This window comes from Janthinobacterium sp. SUN100 (genome assembly GCF_030397705.1).
GTDB classification, from domain to species: domain Bacteria; phylum Pseudomonadota; class Gammaproteobacteria; order Burkholderiales; family Burkholderiaceae_D; genus Janthinobacterium; species Janthinobacterium kumbetense.
This window is the reverse complement of record NZ_JAPUBU010000004.1, coordinates 245,652-258,985: the sequence shown is the minus strand read 5'-3', so window position 1 is coordinate 258,985 and position 13,334 is coordinate 245,652. Positions and strand designations below refer to the sequence as shown.

13 protein-coding genes are annotated in these 13,334 nt (G+C 60.8%); 4 read left to right on the top strand and 9 right to left on the bottom strand.

What is annotated here, in order from left to right; genetic code table 11:
• Positions 1 to 135: 135 nt before the first annotated feature.
• The 6 genes from dnaJ to O0881_RS21210 all read right to left on the bottom strand — a co-directional run bounded on the left by dnaJ (position 136) and on the right by O0881_RS21210 (position 8,403).
• Positions 136 to 1,269: a molecular chaperone DnaJ gene (gene dnaJ / locus O0881_RS21235; protein ID WP_086147258.1), complete on the bottom strand. Its 1,134-nt coding sequence runs from the start codon at positions 1,267 to 1,269 to the stop codon at positions 136 to 138.
• 162 nt (positions 1,270 to 1,431) lie between these two features.
• Positions 1,432 to 3,375 carry a molecular chaperone DnaK gene (gene dnaK / locus O0881_RS21230; RefSeq protein WP_070290878.1) on the bottom strand — a complete coding sequence of 648 codons (1,944 nt, stop codon included), beginning with the start codon at positions 3,373 to 3,375 and terminating at the stop codon, positions 1,432 to 1,434.
• Positions 3,376 to 3,466: 91 nt separating this feature from the next.
• Positions 3,467 to 4,003 carry a nucleotide exchange factor GrpE gene (gene grpE / locus O0881_RS21225; RefSeq protein ID WP_077408717.1) on the bottom strand — a complete coding sequence of 179 codons (537 nt, stop codon included), beginning with the start codon at positions 4,001 to 4,003 and terminating at the stop codon, positions 3,467 to 3,469.
• A gap of 343 nt (positions 4,004 to 4,346) precedes the next feature.
• Positions 4,347 to 5,456, bottom strand: coding sequence for a ferrochelatase (gene hemH / locus O0881_RS21220; protein WP_289912899.1), 1,110 nt, complete (start codon positions 5,454 to 5,456; stop codon positions 4,347 to 4,349).
• Between the two features lie 272 nt (positions 5,457 to 5,728).
• Positions 5,729 to 7,396 (bottom strand): DNA repair protein RecN, encoded by a 1,668-nt coding sequence (gene recN / locus O0881_RS21215; RefSeq protein WP_289912898.1) that lies wholly within the window; start codon positions 7,394 to 7,396, stop codon positions 5,729 to 5,731.
• A 47-nt stretch (positions 7,397 to 7,443) separates the two neighbouring features.
• Complete coding sequence (locus O0881_RS21210) at positions 7,444 to 8,403, bottom strand: NAD kinase (protein WP_289903282.1); 960 nt, start codon at positions 8,401 to 8,403, stop codon at positions 7,444 to 7,446.
• Positions 8,404 to 8,665: 262 nt separating this feature from the next.
• Between O0881_RS21210 and O0881_RS21205 the strand changes: the two genes are divergently transcribed.
• The 3 genes from O0881_RS21205 (at position 8,666) to gloA (ending at position 9,983) form a co-directional block, all read left to right on the top strand.
• Entirely contained in the window at positions 8,666 to 8,932 is a 267-nt protein-coding gene (locus O0881_RS21205; RefSeq protein WP_289900118.1) for a hypothetical protein, read from the top strand.
• 106 nt (positions 8,933 to 9,038) lie between these two features.
• Positions 9,039 to 9,461: an OsmC family protein gene (locus O0881_RS21200; protein ID WP_035828320.1), complete on the top strand. Its 423-nt coding sequence runs from the start codon at positions 9,039 to 9,041 to the stop codon at positions 9,459 to 9,461.
• 114 nt (positions 9,462 to 9,575) lie between these two features.
• Positions 9,576 to 9,983, top strand: coding sequence for a lactoylglutathione lyase (gene gloA, locus O0881_RS21195; protein ID WP_010401713.1), 408 nt, complete (start codon positions 9,576 to 9,578; stop codon positions 9,981 to 9,983).
• A 4-nt stretch (positions 9,984 to 9,987) separates the two neighbouring features.
• On the opposite strand, the gene O0881_RS21190 is transcribed toward gloA, so the two are convergent.
• Positions 9,988 to 10,893, bottom strand: coding sequence for a LysR substrate-binding domain-containing protein (locus tag O0881_RS21190; protein ID WP_289912896.1), 906 nt, complete (start codon positions 10,891 to 10,893; stop codon positions 9,988 to 9,990).
• A gap of 93 nt (positions 10,894 to 10,986) precedes the next feature.
• Here O0881_RS21190 and O0881_RS21185 point away from each other — a divergent pair, with 93 nt between their 5' ends.
• Complete coding sequence (locus tag O0881_RS21185; RefSeq protein WP_289912895.1) at positions 10,987 to 11,454, top strand: DMT family transporter; 468 nt, start codon at positions 10,987 to 10,989, stop codon at positions 11,452 to 11,454.
• A 69-nt stretch (positions 11,455 to 11,523) separates the two neighbouring features.
• Here O0881_RS21185 and O0881_RS21180 read toward each other — a convergent pair whose 3' ends face one another.
• Complete coding sequence (locus O0881_RS21180) at positions 11,524 to 12,864, bottom strand: TolC family outer membrane protein (RefSeq protein ID WP_289912893.1); 1,341 nt, start codon at positions 12,862 to 12,864, stop codon at positions 11,524 to 11,526.
• Between the two features lie 141 nt (positions 12,865 to 13,005).
• Positions 13,006 to 13,329 (bottom strand): rhodanese-like domain-containing protein, encoded by a 324-nt coding sequence (locus tag O0881_RS21175; protein WP_034745954.1) that lies wholly within the window; start codon positions 13,327 to 13,329, stop codon positions 13,006 to 13,008.
• Between the last annotated feature and the right edge of the window lie 5 nt (positions 13,330 to 13,334).

Sequence of the window (13,334 nt, the reverse complement as noted above, 5' to 3'; positions counted from 1 at the left end):
TCGCTCCCATTGTGTGCGTACGACTGAGTTGGCGGCAGATCGCGCCCATAGGCCGGCGATGCGCGCATATTTCTCAGTCGTGGTGAAAAAAACGCCGGGATGTTTCAGCATCCCGGCGCATGGTATTACGTGTGCTTACTCAAAAAAATCCTTGACCTTGTCTTTCCAGGTCTTGCTTTGCGGACTGTGCTTGGCACCGCCCTCGGTCGTCGACTTTTCAAAGTCGCGCAGCAGGTCTTTCTGTTTTTCCGTCAGTTTCACCGGTGTTTCGATGGCCACGTGGCAGAACAGGTCGCCCGCGTAACCGGAGCGCACGCCCTTGATGCCCTTGCCTTTCAGGCGGAAGGTTTTACCTGACTGGGTGCCTTCGGGAATCGTGAACGACACTTTGCCGTTCAGGGTCGGCACTTCGATTTCGCCGCCCAAGGCCGCCTTGGCGAACGAGATCGGCATTTCGCAATGCAGGTCGTCGCCTTCGCGCTGGAACACGGCGTGCGGCTTGATGTGGATTTCCACATACAGGTCGCCCGACGGACCGCCATTCGTGCCCGGTTCGCCGTTGCCGGACGAACGGATACGCATGCCGTTGTCGATACCGACTGGAATTTTCACTTCCAGGGTCTTGTTGCGCTTGATGCGACCGGCGCCGCCGCATGGCGTGCACGGGTCAGTGATGACCTTGCCGCTGCCATGGCATTTCGGGCAGGTTTGCTGGATGCTGAAGAAACCTTGCTGCATGCGCACCTGGCCGTGACCACCGCAAGTACCGCAGGTGGTGGGCGAGGTGCCCGGCTTGGCGCCGCTGCCGTGGCAAGTGTCGCACTTGTCCCAGCTCGGCACGCGGATGGTCGTGTCGAAGCCGTGAGCAGCTTGCTCCAGTGTAATTTCCAGGTTGTAGCGCAAGTCGGCGCCACGGTACACCTGTGGACCCGCATTGCGGCTGCGTCCACCGCCACCGCCAAAGATGTCGCCGAAGATATCGCCGAAGCTGTCGGCAAAGCCGCCAGCACCGCCGCCGAAGCCGCCACCGCCGCCCATGTTCGGGTCCACGCCAGCGTGACCGTAACGGTCATACGCATCGCGCTTTTCCGGATTGGTCAGCATCTCGTAGGCTTCTTTGACTTCCTTAAACTTTTCTTCCGATTCCTTGCTATCCGGATTGCGGTCCGGATGGTATTTCATCGCCAGTTTACGGTAAGACTTTTTGATCTCTTCTTCCGAAGCATTTTTTGCGACACCGAGTGTCTCGTAAAAATCACGCTTTGCCATGTTGTCGGCACCTTGCAGTCTATCTACTGATGTAAAAATTACACGAAAAAGCCGAGTCGAGTGCTGCGCTAGGCGCAGCGACTCGGCTCGGCCGGTCTTCGCGGCTAATCCCGCGATGTAGCGTTCAGCCCGGCTACCCCCAGTTCATGGGAGCGCAAGACATTACTTGCTGTCTTTGACTTCTTTGAAGTCAGCGTCAACAACGTCGTCTTGCTTGGCGCCTGCGTCCGATGCGCCAGCAGCTTGCTGTGCACCTTCCGCGCCGCCGGCAGCTTGCTGCGCTTGCATGTCGGCATACATTTTTTCGCCCAGTTTCTGCGATGCGCTCGACAGTGCTTCCACCTTGGCGTCGATCTCAGCCTTGTCGCCCGCCTTGATGCTTGCTTCCAGGTCGGTGATCGCCGCTTCGATCTTCTCTTTCTCGCCCGCATCCAGCTTGTCGCCGTATTCGGTCAAGGATTTCCGGGTCGAGTGTACCAGAGCATCGGCCTGGTTGCGCGACTCGGCCAATTCTTTGACCTTCTTGTCTTCTTCCGCGTTCAACTCGGCGTCTTTCACCATCTTCTGGATTTCCGCCTCGGTCAAGCCGGAATTGGCCTTGATCGTGATCTTGTTTTCCTTGCCGGTGGCCTTGTCTTTCGCGCCGACATGCAAGATGCCGTTGGCGTCGATGTCGAAGGTCACTTCGATCTGTGGCGTGCCGCGCGATGCTGGCGGGATGCCTTCCAGATTGAATTCGCCCAGCCCCTTGTTGCCGGCGGCGATTTCGCGCTCACCCTGGAAGACCTTGATGGTCACCGCAGGCTGGTTGTCGTCGGCCGTCGAGAACACTTGGCTGAACTTGGTCGGAATCGTCGTGTTTTTGTGGATCATCTTGGTCATCACGCCGCCCAGGGTTTCGATACCCAGGGACAGAGGGGTGACGTCCAGCAACAGCAAGTCCTTGCGTTCGCCCGACAGGACCGAACCTTGAATCGCTGCGCCCACGGCGACGGCTTCGTCCGGGTTCACGTCCTTGCGTGGATCCTTGCCGAAGAATTCCTTCACTTTTTCCTGCACCTTCGGCATACGCGTCATACCGCCGACCAGGATGATGTCATCGATGTCCGACACTTTCACGCCAGCATCTTTGATGGCGGTACGGCATGGTTCCATCGTGGCCGTGATCAACTCTTCCACCAAGGACTCCAGCTTGGCGCGGGTCATCTTCAGGTTCAAGTGGACCGGTGCGCCGTTCGCCATGGCGATGTACGGCTCGTTGATCTCGGTTTGTTGCGACGACGACAATTCGATCTTCGCGCGCTCGGCCGAAGCCTTGATGCGCTGCAGGGCGATCGGATCTTTTTTCAGGTCGATGCCGTTGATCTTCTTGAACTCGTCGATGATGTAATCGATGACGCGCTGGTCGAAGTCTTCGCCGCCCAGGAAGGTGTCGCCGTTGGTCGACAGCACTTCAAATTGTTTCTCGCCATCAACATCCGCGATTTCGATGATCGACACGTCGAACGTACCGCCACCCAAATCATACACGGCGATTTTACGGTCGCCTTTTTCGGTCTTGTCCAGGCCGAACGCCAGCGCTGCCGCGGTTGGCTCGTTGATGATGCGCTTGACGTCCAGGCCAGCGATACGGCCGGCATCCTTGGTAGCTTGACGCTGCGAATCGTTGAAGTACGCAGGCACGGTGATGACGGCTTCGGTGACTTCTTCACCGAGGTAGTCTTCTGCCGTTTTCTTCATCTTGCGCAGGACTTCAGCCGAAATTTGCGGCGGCGCCAGTTTTTTGTCGCGTACGCCGATCCATGCATCGCCGTTGTCGGCTTTCATGATTTGGTACGGCATCAGCGCGATGTCTTTTTGCACTTCTTTTTCGTCGAACTTGCGACCGATCAAACGCTTGACTGCATACAGCGTGTTTTTCGGATTGGTCACGGCCTGGCGTTTCGCCGGCGCGCCGACGAGAATTTCGCCATCTTCTTGATAAGCAATAATCGACGGCGTCGTGCGTGCGCCTTCAGCGTTTTCGATTACCTTTGGTTGACCGTTTTCCATGATGGAAACGCAGGAATTCGTGGTTCCCAGATCGATACCGATAATTCTACCCATGATTTTTTTCCTTTTATTTGCTAGATTTCAGATGGTTCTTATATGTGGCAAAGCGGCATGGTTTCAAGGCTTGCTTGATGCCGCCCTCTGATTATTTTGCTTGCGCGGTCGTTACAATGGCTGGACGCAGCAGGCGGTCCGCAATCATATAGCCCTTTTGCAGGACTGACACGATGGTATTGGCTTCCTGGTCCGCTGGCACCACGGCAACAGCCTGGTGTTTCATCGGATCGAGCTTCTCGCCCTGCACCGGCAACACTTCCACCAGGCGGTTGCGCTCGAACGCGGCGTTCAGTTGCTTCAGGGTCATCTCGACGCCTTCTTTCAGCGAGTCGATGGTCGGTGCTTCCACCGTCAGCGCCGTTTCCAGGCTGTCTTTCACCGGCACCATGGCTTCGGCAAAGCTTTCCACTGCGAATTTATGCGCTTTAGCAACATCTTCCTGCGCGCGGCGGCGGATATTTTCGCCATCGGCCTTGGCACGCATGAAGGCATCGTGCATCTCTGCAAGACGCGCTTCGGTACTCGCCAGCTGCTCTTCCAAAGTAGGCTCTGCGGGAGTCGATGGGGCAGTCGCCGCGGCGTCCGCTTGCGGATTAGGTACAGCTTGGTTTTCCTGATCTTGCATCTGAAAAGCTCCTACAATCAATGACTTAAATGAGTTAGTCTAACTATCTTTACAACACTAACGGGCAGATGGGGCTATATCCTATTGTTTCAAGGGGTATGCATGGCAAAACCGGAATTACAGCGATCCATGTTACAGCTTATTACAAAGCACTTCCCATTTCAGGCAGCGATCCGTGCGCGCCCCCTTGATTTTCCAGGCTTCCCACGGCAAAGCGGGCATTCTACCAGCCCCGCCGCAGCCATCGCCACTGGCGATGTTGCTATTCGGAAAACCCCTTGGCTGCGCCAGACATGACAAAGCCGCGCAAGCGCGGCTTTTTATTGTCAAAAAATAATTTCCTTTAATTCGACGCGCCCAGGGCCAGGGCCGCCGTGCGCGCCTGCTCACCCGCCTTCTTGTCCGCTTCGCGCTGCGCCGCCGTCTTCATCGTCGGCCAGCCAATCATGTGCTGTTCGGCAATTTCCGCCAGGCCAGCGATCCAGGCTGGCGTTTCGTTCAGGCAAGCGATGTAATGAAACTGCTGGCCGCCGGCCGCTTCGAAGTCATGCTTGGCTTCCATCGCGATCTCTTCCAGGGTTTCCAGGCAATCGCTGGTAAAGCCCGGACACAGCAGGTCGACGCGCTTGACACCCTGTTGCGCCAGCGCCACGAGGGTGGGCGCCGTGTACGGCTGCAGCCATTCGGCCTTGCCAAAGCGCGACTGGAAGGTCACCACGTATTGATCTTTTCTTAATTTCAACTTTTCCGCCAGCAAGCGCGCCGTTTTCAGACATTGGCAGTGGTAGGGATCGCCGAGCAGCAAGGTGCGCTTGGGCACGCCATGAAAGCTCATCACCAGTTTTTCCGGACGGCCATGCGCTTCCCAGTGGTTCAGCACGGAATCGCGCAAGGCGTCGATATACGTGTCGTGCTCGTGATACTGCTTGATAAAGCGCAATTCCGGCACATTGCGCACCGTGGCGTAATGGGCAAACACGGCGTCGTAGATGGAACCCGTCGTCGTGCCCGAGTATTGCGGATAGGCAGGCAGGATGGCGATGCGCTCGCAGCCTTCGCTTTTCAGCCTGGCCAGCACCTCCGGCAGCGAAGGCGAACCGTAGCGCATGGCCATGGCCACGGTGACGCCATCGTGCCCCCGCTCGGCCAGGGCGCCGGCCAGCAATTTCGCCTGCTTTTGCGTGTGCACTTTCAGGGGCGAACCGTCGCGCGTCCAGATCGACGCGTATTTCTTGGCCGACTGGCCGGAGCGGAAGGGCAAAATGATCAGGTTCAAAATGAACCACCAGACGAGACGGGGAATCTCCACCACGCGCGGGTCGGACAAAAATTGCTTCAGGTAGCGCCGCACGGCCGAAGACGTCGGCGCATCGGGCGTGCCCAGGTTGACCAGCACCACGGCGCTGCGGTCGATACTGCCATGCGTGTACGGCGGTTCTGTTTGAAATGACATGAAAGCTCTTCGAAGGCGTTGGATGGATTAGCCGACCATTATAGTTACATTGCGTCAACATCGGGAAAGATGGAAAGGAACGGCATAAGGCTAACTGCCATTCTCACCAGACCGGTTTACGCTAACAACACCTAACAAAACCGTAGCGAGCGGCAGCGAGGCTCGGCGCCCCCGTTGGCCCGAGCAGCGCAGCTGTGCGAAGCATGGGGCCGCCGAGGCAGTGAGCATCGCAGGCCGCGACCCGCGACGCGCAGTAGGTTTGGTTAGGTGTACTAGATAGCCAGCAATTCGCGTGCATGCTTGCGCGTGGTGGCCGTGATTTCCAGGCCGCCCAGCATGCGCGCCACTTCTTCCACCCGGGCCTTGGCGTCGAGCATGTCGATGCGCGACGCCGTCTTGCCATTGTCCAGGGTGCTTTTTGCCACCTGGAAATGCTGATTTGCCTGGCTGGCCACTTGCGGCAAGTGGGTCACGCACAGCACTTGCCGTCCCTGCCCCAGGCGTTTCAACAGCCGCCCCACCACTTCGGCGACGGCGCCGCCGATGCCGCTGTCGACCTCGTCGAAGATCAGGGTCGGCGTGGTGGTGGCATGCGAGGTGATGACGGAGATGGCCAGCGCGATGCGCGCCAGTTCGCCGCCGGACGCGACTTTTGCCAGCGAGCGGGGCGCCGTGCCCGCATGGCCGGCGACGAGGAATTCCACTTGCTCCAGGCCATGCGCGGCCGGTTCGCACGGGTGCAGGGCGATTTCAAAGCTGCCGCCCGTCATGCTCAGTTCCTGCATGGCGCGCGTGACGGCATGGCCCAGTTCCAGGGCGGCGGCGCGCCGCGTGTTTGATAACCGCTCGGCCACGCCGCGGTATTCCGCCTCGATCTTCGCTTCCTGGCGTAGCAAGCCCTCGATGTCGGAGGCGTCGGCCAGGTGCTGCAGCTTTTCCGACAGCTTCGCGTGTTCCTCGGGCAATTCTTCCGGCGTGACGCGGAATTTGCGCGCCGTGCTGTGCATGGCTTCCATGCGCGCGTCGAGCTGGTGCAGGCGCTCCGGGTCCAGTTCGACCCGGTCCAGGTAATTGTTCAGCGCGTACACGGATTCCTGCAATTGAATGCGCGACGATTCGATCAGGTCGACAATCGGTTGCAATTCCGCATCGACGGACACCAGCTTGCCCAGCTTCTGGTTCAGGGCCGACAGTTGCGACACGATCGGATGATCTTCCTGCTCAGAAATGATGGACAAGGCTTCCTGCGCCCCTTCCAGCAGGCTGGCCGCGTGCGACAGGCGGCTGTGCTCGTTCGTGATCTCCGTCCATTCGCCGGGCTTGGCGGCCAGTTTTTCCAGTTCTCCCACTTGCCATTCCAGGCGTTCGCGCTCGTACAGCACGTTGGCGGCGTTGGTTTCGAATTCCTCGCGCTGGCGCACGAGGGCGCGCCAGCGCTTGTGCAGGGCGGCCACTTGCCGCGCATCCTGTTCCGCGCCCGCTTCGCGCGCCGTCGCCTGGCCGTCGAGCAAGGCGCGCTGCGCCTCGCTTTTCAGCAAGGACTGGTGCGCATGCTGGCCGTGGATGTCGACCAGCATGTCGCCCAGCTCGCGCAGCTGCGCGGCCGTGGCGGGGATGCCATTGATATACGCTTTCGAGCGGCCCGCGTTGTCGATTACGCGGCGCAACAGGGCGCCGCCCTCGTCGTTGGCGAACTCATTGGCGACCAGCCACGCTTGCGCCACCTCGCTGACGGAAAAATCGGCCGTGATGTCGGCCTTGGCCGCGCCTTCGCGCACCACGCTGGCGTCGCCGCGCCCGCCCAGCGCCAGGGTCAGCGCATCGATGAGGATGGACTTGCCGGCGCCCGTCTCCCCCGTCAGCACGCTGAAGCCGGCGGAAAATTCCAGTTCAATGGTATCGACAATGACAAAATCGCGAATGGACAGTGTATGGAGCATGGCTTCTGTGGTTGGGCGGCGCACCGCGGGTTGACGTGGAGAAAATGTTAGCTGAGCTTGCCCTCGCCCGACGGATACTCATTCCAGTGCAATTTTTCACGCAGGGTGTTGTAGTAACTCCACCCTTCCGGATGCAGGAAGGTAATCGCATGTGGCGAACGGCGGATGAGGATGCGGTCTTGCTGCACCAGGCTGGCAAAGGTCTGCATGTCGAAATTGACGCTGATATCGCGCCCGCGCACGATTTCCACGACGATCTGGCTGGAGTCGGGCAGGACGATGGGACGGTTCGACAGCGCATGCGGGGCGATCGGCACGAGCACGATGCCGCCCAAGGTCGGATGCAGCAAGGGGCCGCCGGCCGACAGCGAGTACGCGGTCGAGCCCGTGGGCGTGGAAATGATCAAGCCATCCGAGCGCTGGTTGTACATGAAGTGGCCATCGACCTCGACGCGCAATTCGGCCATGCCGGCGCCGCCGCCGCGCGAAACGACGACATCGTTGACGGCCATGCCCACGTGTATCGACACGCCGTCACGCAGCACGCTGCCTTCGAGCAAGGTGCGGCGTTCGGCCTTGAAGCGGCCGCCGAGAATTTGCGCCAGCACGGGCAGCATGCGCTCGAGCGGAATATCCGTCATGAAACCCAAACGCCCCTGATTGATACCGATCAAAGGTACGTCGAATGGCGCCAGCTGGCGCGCAATGCCCAGCATGGTGCCGTCGCCGCCCATGACGATGGCGCAATCGGCGGCGGCGCCGATCTCGGCCGGCGACATGGCGCGCACGCCGGGAAACGCTAGGTTCAGGTGTGCAGCCGTCTCCGCCTCGAAGACCACCGTGTGGCCCAGCACTTGCAGGAAATCGACGATGCTTTTCACGGGCTCGGCAATGCCATCCGTATTCTGGCGCACGACCAGGGCGATGGTCTTGGCGCCCAGGTTGAAGCGCTCGCCCGGGGCTGGCAAGGTCGCGGCTGGCTGTTCGGCGTGTGTATCGACGGGCATAAGAGTCTCGGTAGTGAATTCGGTGGCAAACCGCCCCAGGCTGTCGCATCGCACGCCGGCATCGCATAATACTGTATATATGCACAGTATAGTGCGGCTGCCGCGTGCCTGCAAGGGGCGTTCTTGGTGTTGCACGCAGTGTAGCGCAGAAAAAGAATCGTCCATGCGTGCGCCAGCGCTCCCTGCCCGGACAAATCCGCTTGCGGGCAGCACGGCGCGGCAGGACACTGATGGCACATCATTTTTACTGTCAGGAGGCCATATGGCTACCCAGCCAAGCGAGCGCAAGATCAATACCGATGAAAAAGTCAGCAATGATGGCGTCGACCGCCTGCCGCACGAGCGCGACGAATCGCCCGATGCGCAAAACGTGCGCCCGCGCAAGATCATGCAGCAGGCGGCCAGCGACCTGGAGCAAGGCCTGGTCGATACGGACCGGCGGGCCCAGCCCGGCGTGGAAAAGGTCAAGCCGGCCGAACCGAAACAGGCGCGCCCCGACGCCGAACTGGAACCAAAGAAGGCGCGCTGAGTCGAACTGTCATGGGCCGCGCATGCTCCCACAGTGTGACGCAACGAACGGAAGCGGCAAGCCCCGGCGCGCATGATGGACGCTCGAACCACGCAAGGAGTACATCATGAAAAAAACAGGATCAGCCGTCTGGAGTGGCGGCCTTAAAGATGGCAAAGGGTTTATTTCCACCCAAAGCGGCGCGCTCGACAACGTAGCCTATGGCTTCAACACACGCTTCGAAGACGGTCCCGGCAGCAATCCGGAAGAACTCATTGGCGCCGCCCATGCGGCCTGCTTCACCATGGCCCTGTCCGGCCAGCTAGGCGAGGCGGGCTTGCGCGCCACGGCCCTGAAAACCACGGCCGACGTCAGCCTGGAAAAAATCGATGGCAGCTATGCCATCACGGCCGTGCACCTGACCCTCGTAGCCACCATCCCCGGCGCCACCGACGAAGCGTTCCAGGACGCGGCCCTGCGCGCCAAGCTCGGCTGCCCCGTGTCCAAATTGCTGGCCACGGAAATCACCCTGGACGCCCATCTGGAGTAATGCCGGCATGCCGTCCGCTGCCGTCCCCTCACCGGACGGCAGGGGCGGCCTCGGCAAGAAAGCCGTAAAACGCATAAAATCCTGCCATTCCCCTATCACCCTCAAGGATTTACGATGCGTATTTTGCACACCATGTTACGGGTCGGCGACCTGCAGCGCTCCATCGATTTTTACACCAAGGTCCTGGGCATGAAATTGCTGCGCACCAGCGACAACCCGGAATACCAGTACACGCTGGCCTTCGTCGGCTATGGATCGAATCCCGACCATGCGGAACTGGAACTGACGTATAACTATGGCACCACCAGCTACGAGCTGGGCACGGCGTATGGCCACATCGCCATCTCGGCCGACGACATCGTCGCCGCTTGCGACGCGGCACGCGCGAATGGCGGCAACGTCACGCGCGAACCGGGCCCCGTGAAAGGCGGCAACACGGTCATCGCCTTCATCACCGACCCGGACGGCTACAAGATCGAATTGATCGAGCGCAAGTTCGACGGCCAGGGCGGCGGCCTGTAGTACCTCAGCCTGGCTCGGCGGCCTGTGCAATGGCCGCGCGCAGCCAGGCGATGCCCGCATCACCCTCCGTGCGGCGGTGCCGTATCACTTCAAACGCAAACGGCGCGATGGCAAACGGCGCAGCGTACTGTGCCAGCCCTTGCGCCGCGCTGCCCTGCAAGGCGCGCCGCGCCACCGTCAAGATCAAGTCCGTCCCCCTCACGACATCCGGTGCGACCGTCCAGTACGGCAGACGCACGGCGATGCGGCGCATCTGTCCCAGCTGGGCCAGGGCCGCGTCGACTTCGGCCGCCATGCCGCCTTCGCTGGACGCCACCAGCACATGGGGGCGCGCCAGATAGGTTTCCAGGCTCAACACTTCACCGGCCGCCAGGCTGGCCGGATCGAGCGCGCACGCGAACGTTTCCTCAAATAAAGTTTCTCTGTGTAGCTGCTCGGGCAGTTGCGGGAACACGCCGAGCGCCAGGTCGATCTCGCCATCCTGCACGCCAGCGATCACGGCCGGACGGCTGGCGTAGCTGACAGCCAGGTCGATGCCGGGCGCGTCCACGCGCAAACGCCGCAGCAAAGCGGGCAAGAGCAAGGCCGCGCCGTAATCCGACATGGCCAGACGAAACACGCGCTGCGCCGTGGCCGCCTCGAAGACGGCGCCGCCCAGCACGGAACGCACGCTTTGCAGGGCTTCGGCCAAGGGCCGCGCCAACTCCTGCGCGCGCGCCGTCGGCTGGAAGCCGCCCTTGCCGCGCAATAGCAGCGGGTCGCCGAGCAGGTGGCGCAAGCGGGCCAGCGCATGGCTGACGGCAGGCTGGCTCATATGTAACCGTTCGGCCGCGCGCGACAAATGGCGCTCGCTGAGCAGCGCATCCAGGATCACCAGCAAGTTCAAATCGACGGCACGCAGATTATTCATTTCATGCATAGTTGAATGACAAACTACGAATTGGATTTAATCATGACAGCATAATACGATGATCGCATCAACTCAACAAAGATGGAGTCGCACATGCATGGATGGATCACCGTATTTGCCCTGCTGGCCATGCTGGCCGGCGCCGTCGTTCCCTTCCAGGCGGGCGCGAATGCCGCGCTGGGCCGCAACCTGGGCCACCCGCTGTGGGCCACCCTCGCCTCGCTGGCCGTCAGCGCCGTGCTCGCGTCGCTCGTGATGCTGCTCTGGCGAGTGCCGGCGCCCGATGTACAGCTCGCCATGCGCGGACCGGGCTGGTCCTGGCTGGGCGGCGCGGCCGGCGTGTTCTATATTACCGCCGCGCTGATGCTGGCGCCGCGCATGGGGTCCGGCCCCTTCATGGCGGCCGTCATCGGCGGGCAAATGCTGGCAGCGCTGGCCATCGACCGCTACGGCTTGCTGGGCTTTGCCGTGAAGCATATTTCTCCGTTGCACTGGGCCGGTGCGGGACTGGTGGTGGCGGGCGTGATCCTGACGCAAGTGGCCAACAGCCGCGCCGTGTGATAACACGGCAAGACGAAAAAAAACCAGCGCCGTCGCCGGGGCTGGTTTTCATTCAAAGCAAGACCGCGCTTACTTGTCGAGCAAGGCATTGACGGGCATCAAGTCCGTTTCCTTCAGGGTGCCGGCCGCCGCCTTCAGGCGCAAGCCGTTCATGATGGTGTCGTAGCGGGCTTTCGACAGGTCTTTTTGCGTCGAGAACAATTGTTTCTGCGCATTCAACACGTCGATATTGATGCGCACGCCCACTTGATAGCCGAGCTGGTTCGACTCCAGCGCCGATTTGCTCGACACTTCCGCCGCTTCCAGCGCCTTGACTTGCGCCAGGCCGCTATTGACGCCCAGGAAAGCCTGGCGCGCGCCTTGCGAGGCCGTGCGGCGTGCCGTTTCCAGGTCATTGCGGGCCTTGTTTTCCAGCGCGATCGATTCGCGCACCTTGCTGGTGACGGCAAAGCCGCTGAAGATCGGGATGCTCCACTGCACGCCGATGGCATTATTGTTATTGCCGCTGCCATTGCCGCCGCCCGAGGAATAGGTATGGCCAGCGTTGGCGATCAGGTCCACGGTCGGGTAGTGGCCGGCGCGGTTGCGGCCGATGTCGCGCTTGGCCGATTCCACATTGAACTGGGCCGTGACGACGCCATAGTTCTGCTCTTCGGCGGACGACACCCACGGCTCGACGGCAGCCGGTTCGGGCGCGCTGATGACGACACCCGTGCGCATCGGCGCCAGGGTGGTCGGCGCTTCGCCGATGATGGTTTGCAAAGCGCTGCGCTTGTTGGCCAGGTCATTGATGGCGGCAAATTCCTGCGCCACCACCAAGTCGTAGGCCGCTTGCGCTTCGTGCGTATCGGTAATCGTTTGCGTGCCGACTTCGAAATTGCGCTTGGCCGATGCCAGTTGTTCCGTCGTGGCGACCTTTTGCGCCTGCGTGGCGCCCAGGTTGTCCTGCGCGCTCAGCACGTCGAAATACGCCTGCGCCACGCGGGTGATCAGGTCTTGCTGCACTTGTGCAAATTGCGCTTCGGCAATTGCCTGCGCCAGCTTGCTTTGCTGATAGGTTTCCCAGCGATCCCAGCGGAACAGCGGTTGCGCCAGTGTCAAATTGTAGGCATTCGTGCGCACATTCACGGACGGCGAGGTGATCTTGTTGCCGCCATTGTTCTGGGCGATCTGTTCCTGATTGCCACGGGTATTGCTGCCCGACGCGGAGATTTGCGGCAGCAAGCCTGCCAATCCCTGCGGAACCCGCTCCATCCCGGCCGACAGGGCCGCGCGCGCGCTGGCGTACTGCGCGTCATTGGCCAGCGCCTGCTGGTACACCTGGATGAGATCGGCCGCCTGCGCTTGCAGCGAGTATGTCATCGAGACAAAGGCGCTGGTCATCAGCACGGCGATAAGGGGTTTCCGCATTGCATTTCTCCGTTGGAGTCGTCAAAAGTTGATGGAATCAAAAATCTGCTACCGCTTGCCTTGCGCCCGCCGGGTGAGCGGGGTACAGGCCTCCGCAGGCATGCAGGAAAACATGCCTGGGTGCATCTACTGCAAAATAACTTAGTATTTAGGCATCGCGCTGTCGACTTGCAGCGCCCAGGCATGCACGCCGCCCGTCAAATTACTGATCTTGCCAAAACCATTGCGCTCCAGGAAGGCTGCCACTTGCATGCTGCGCATGCCGTGATGGCAGATGCAGACGATCTCGGCGTCTTCATCGAGGTCATCGATGCGCGCAGGAATCGAATTCATCTGCATCAGGGTGGCACCGTCGAGGTGGCACAGGTCGAACTCCCACTGTTCCCGCACGTCCAGCAACAAGGGGCGTGGGCGGGAAGGGTCAGCCAGCCAGGCGGCCAGCTGCGGTGCACTCAAATGCTCCATCGAAT

What these genes read in the sequence shown, in the direction of transcription:
- dnaJ (WP_086147258.1), bottom strand. Translation starts at nt 1,269, where the DNA reads ATGGCAAAGCGTGATTTTTACGAGACACTCGGTGTCGCAAAAAATGCT.
- dnaK (WP_070290878.1), bottom strand. Translation starts at nt 3,375, where the DNA reads ATGGGTAGAATTATCGGTATCGATCTGGGAACCACGAATTCCTGCGTT.
- grpE (WP_077408717.1), bottom strand. Translation starts at nt 4,003, where the DNA reads ATGCAAGATCAGGAAAACCAAGCTGTACCTAATCCGCAAGCGGACGCC.
- hemH (WP_289912899.1), bottom strand. Translation starts at nt 5,456, where the DNA reads ATGTCATTTCAAACAGAACCGCCGTACACGCATGGCAGTATCGACCGC.
- recN (WP_289912898.1), bottom strand. Translation starts at nt 7,396, where the DNA reads ATGCTCCATACACTGTCCATTCGCGATTTTGTCATTGTCGATACCATT.
- O0881_RS21210 (WP_289903282.1), bottom strand. Translation starts at nt 8,403, where the DNA reads ATGCCCGTCGATACACACGCCGAACAGCCAGCCGCGACCTTGCCAGCC.
- O0881_RS21205 (WP_289900118.1), top strand. Translation starts at nt 8,666, where the DNA reads ATGGCTACCCAGCCAAGCGAGCGCAAGATCAATACCGATGAAAAAGTC.
- O0881_RS21200 (WP_035828320.1), top strand. Translation starts at nt 9,039, where the DNA reads ATGAAAAAAACAGGATCAGCCGTCTGGAGTGGCGGCCTTAAAGATGGC.
- gloA (WP_010401713.1), top strand. Translation starts at nt 9,576, where the DNA reads ATGCGTATTTTGCACACCATGTTACGGGTCGGCGACCTGCAGCGCTCC.
- O0881_RS21190 (WP_289912896.1), bottom strand. Translation starts at nt 10,893, where the DNA reads ATGAATAATCTGCGTGCCGTCGATTTGAACTTGCTGGTGATCCTGGAT.
- O0881_RS21185 (WP_289912895.1), top strand. Translation starts at nt 10,987, where the DNA reads ATGCATGGATGGATCACCGTATTTGCCCTGCTGGCCATGCTGGCCGGC.
- O0881_RS21180 (WP_289912893.1), bottom strand. Translation starts at nt 12,864, where the DNA reads ATGCGGAAACCCCTTATCGCCGTGCTGATGACCAGCGCCTTTGTCTCG.
- O0881_RS21175 (WP_034745954.1), bottom strand. Translation starts at nt 13,329, where the DNA reads ATGGAGCATTTGAGTGCACCGCAGCTGGCCGCCTGGCTGGCTGACCCT.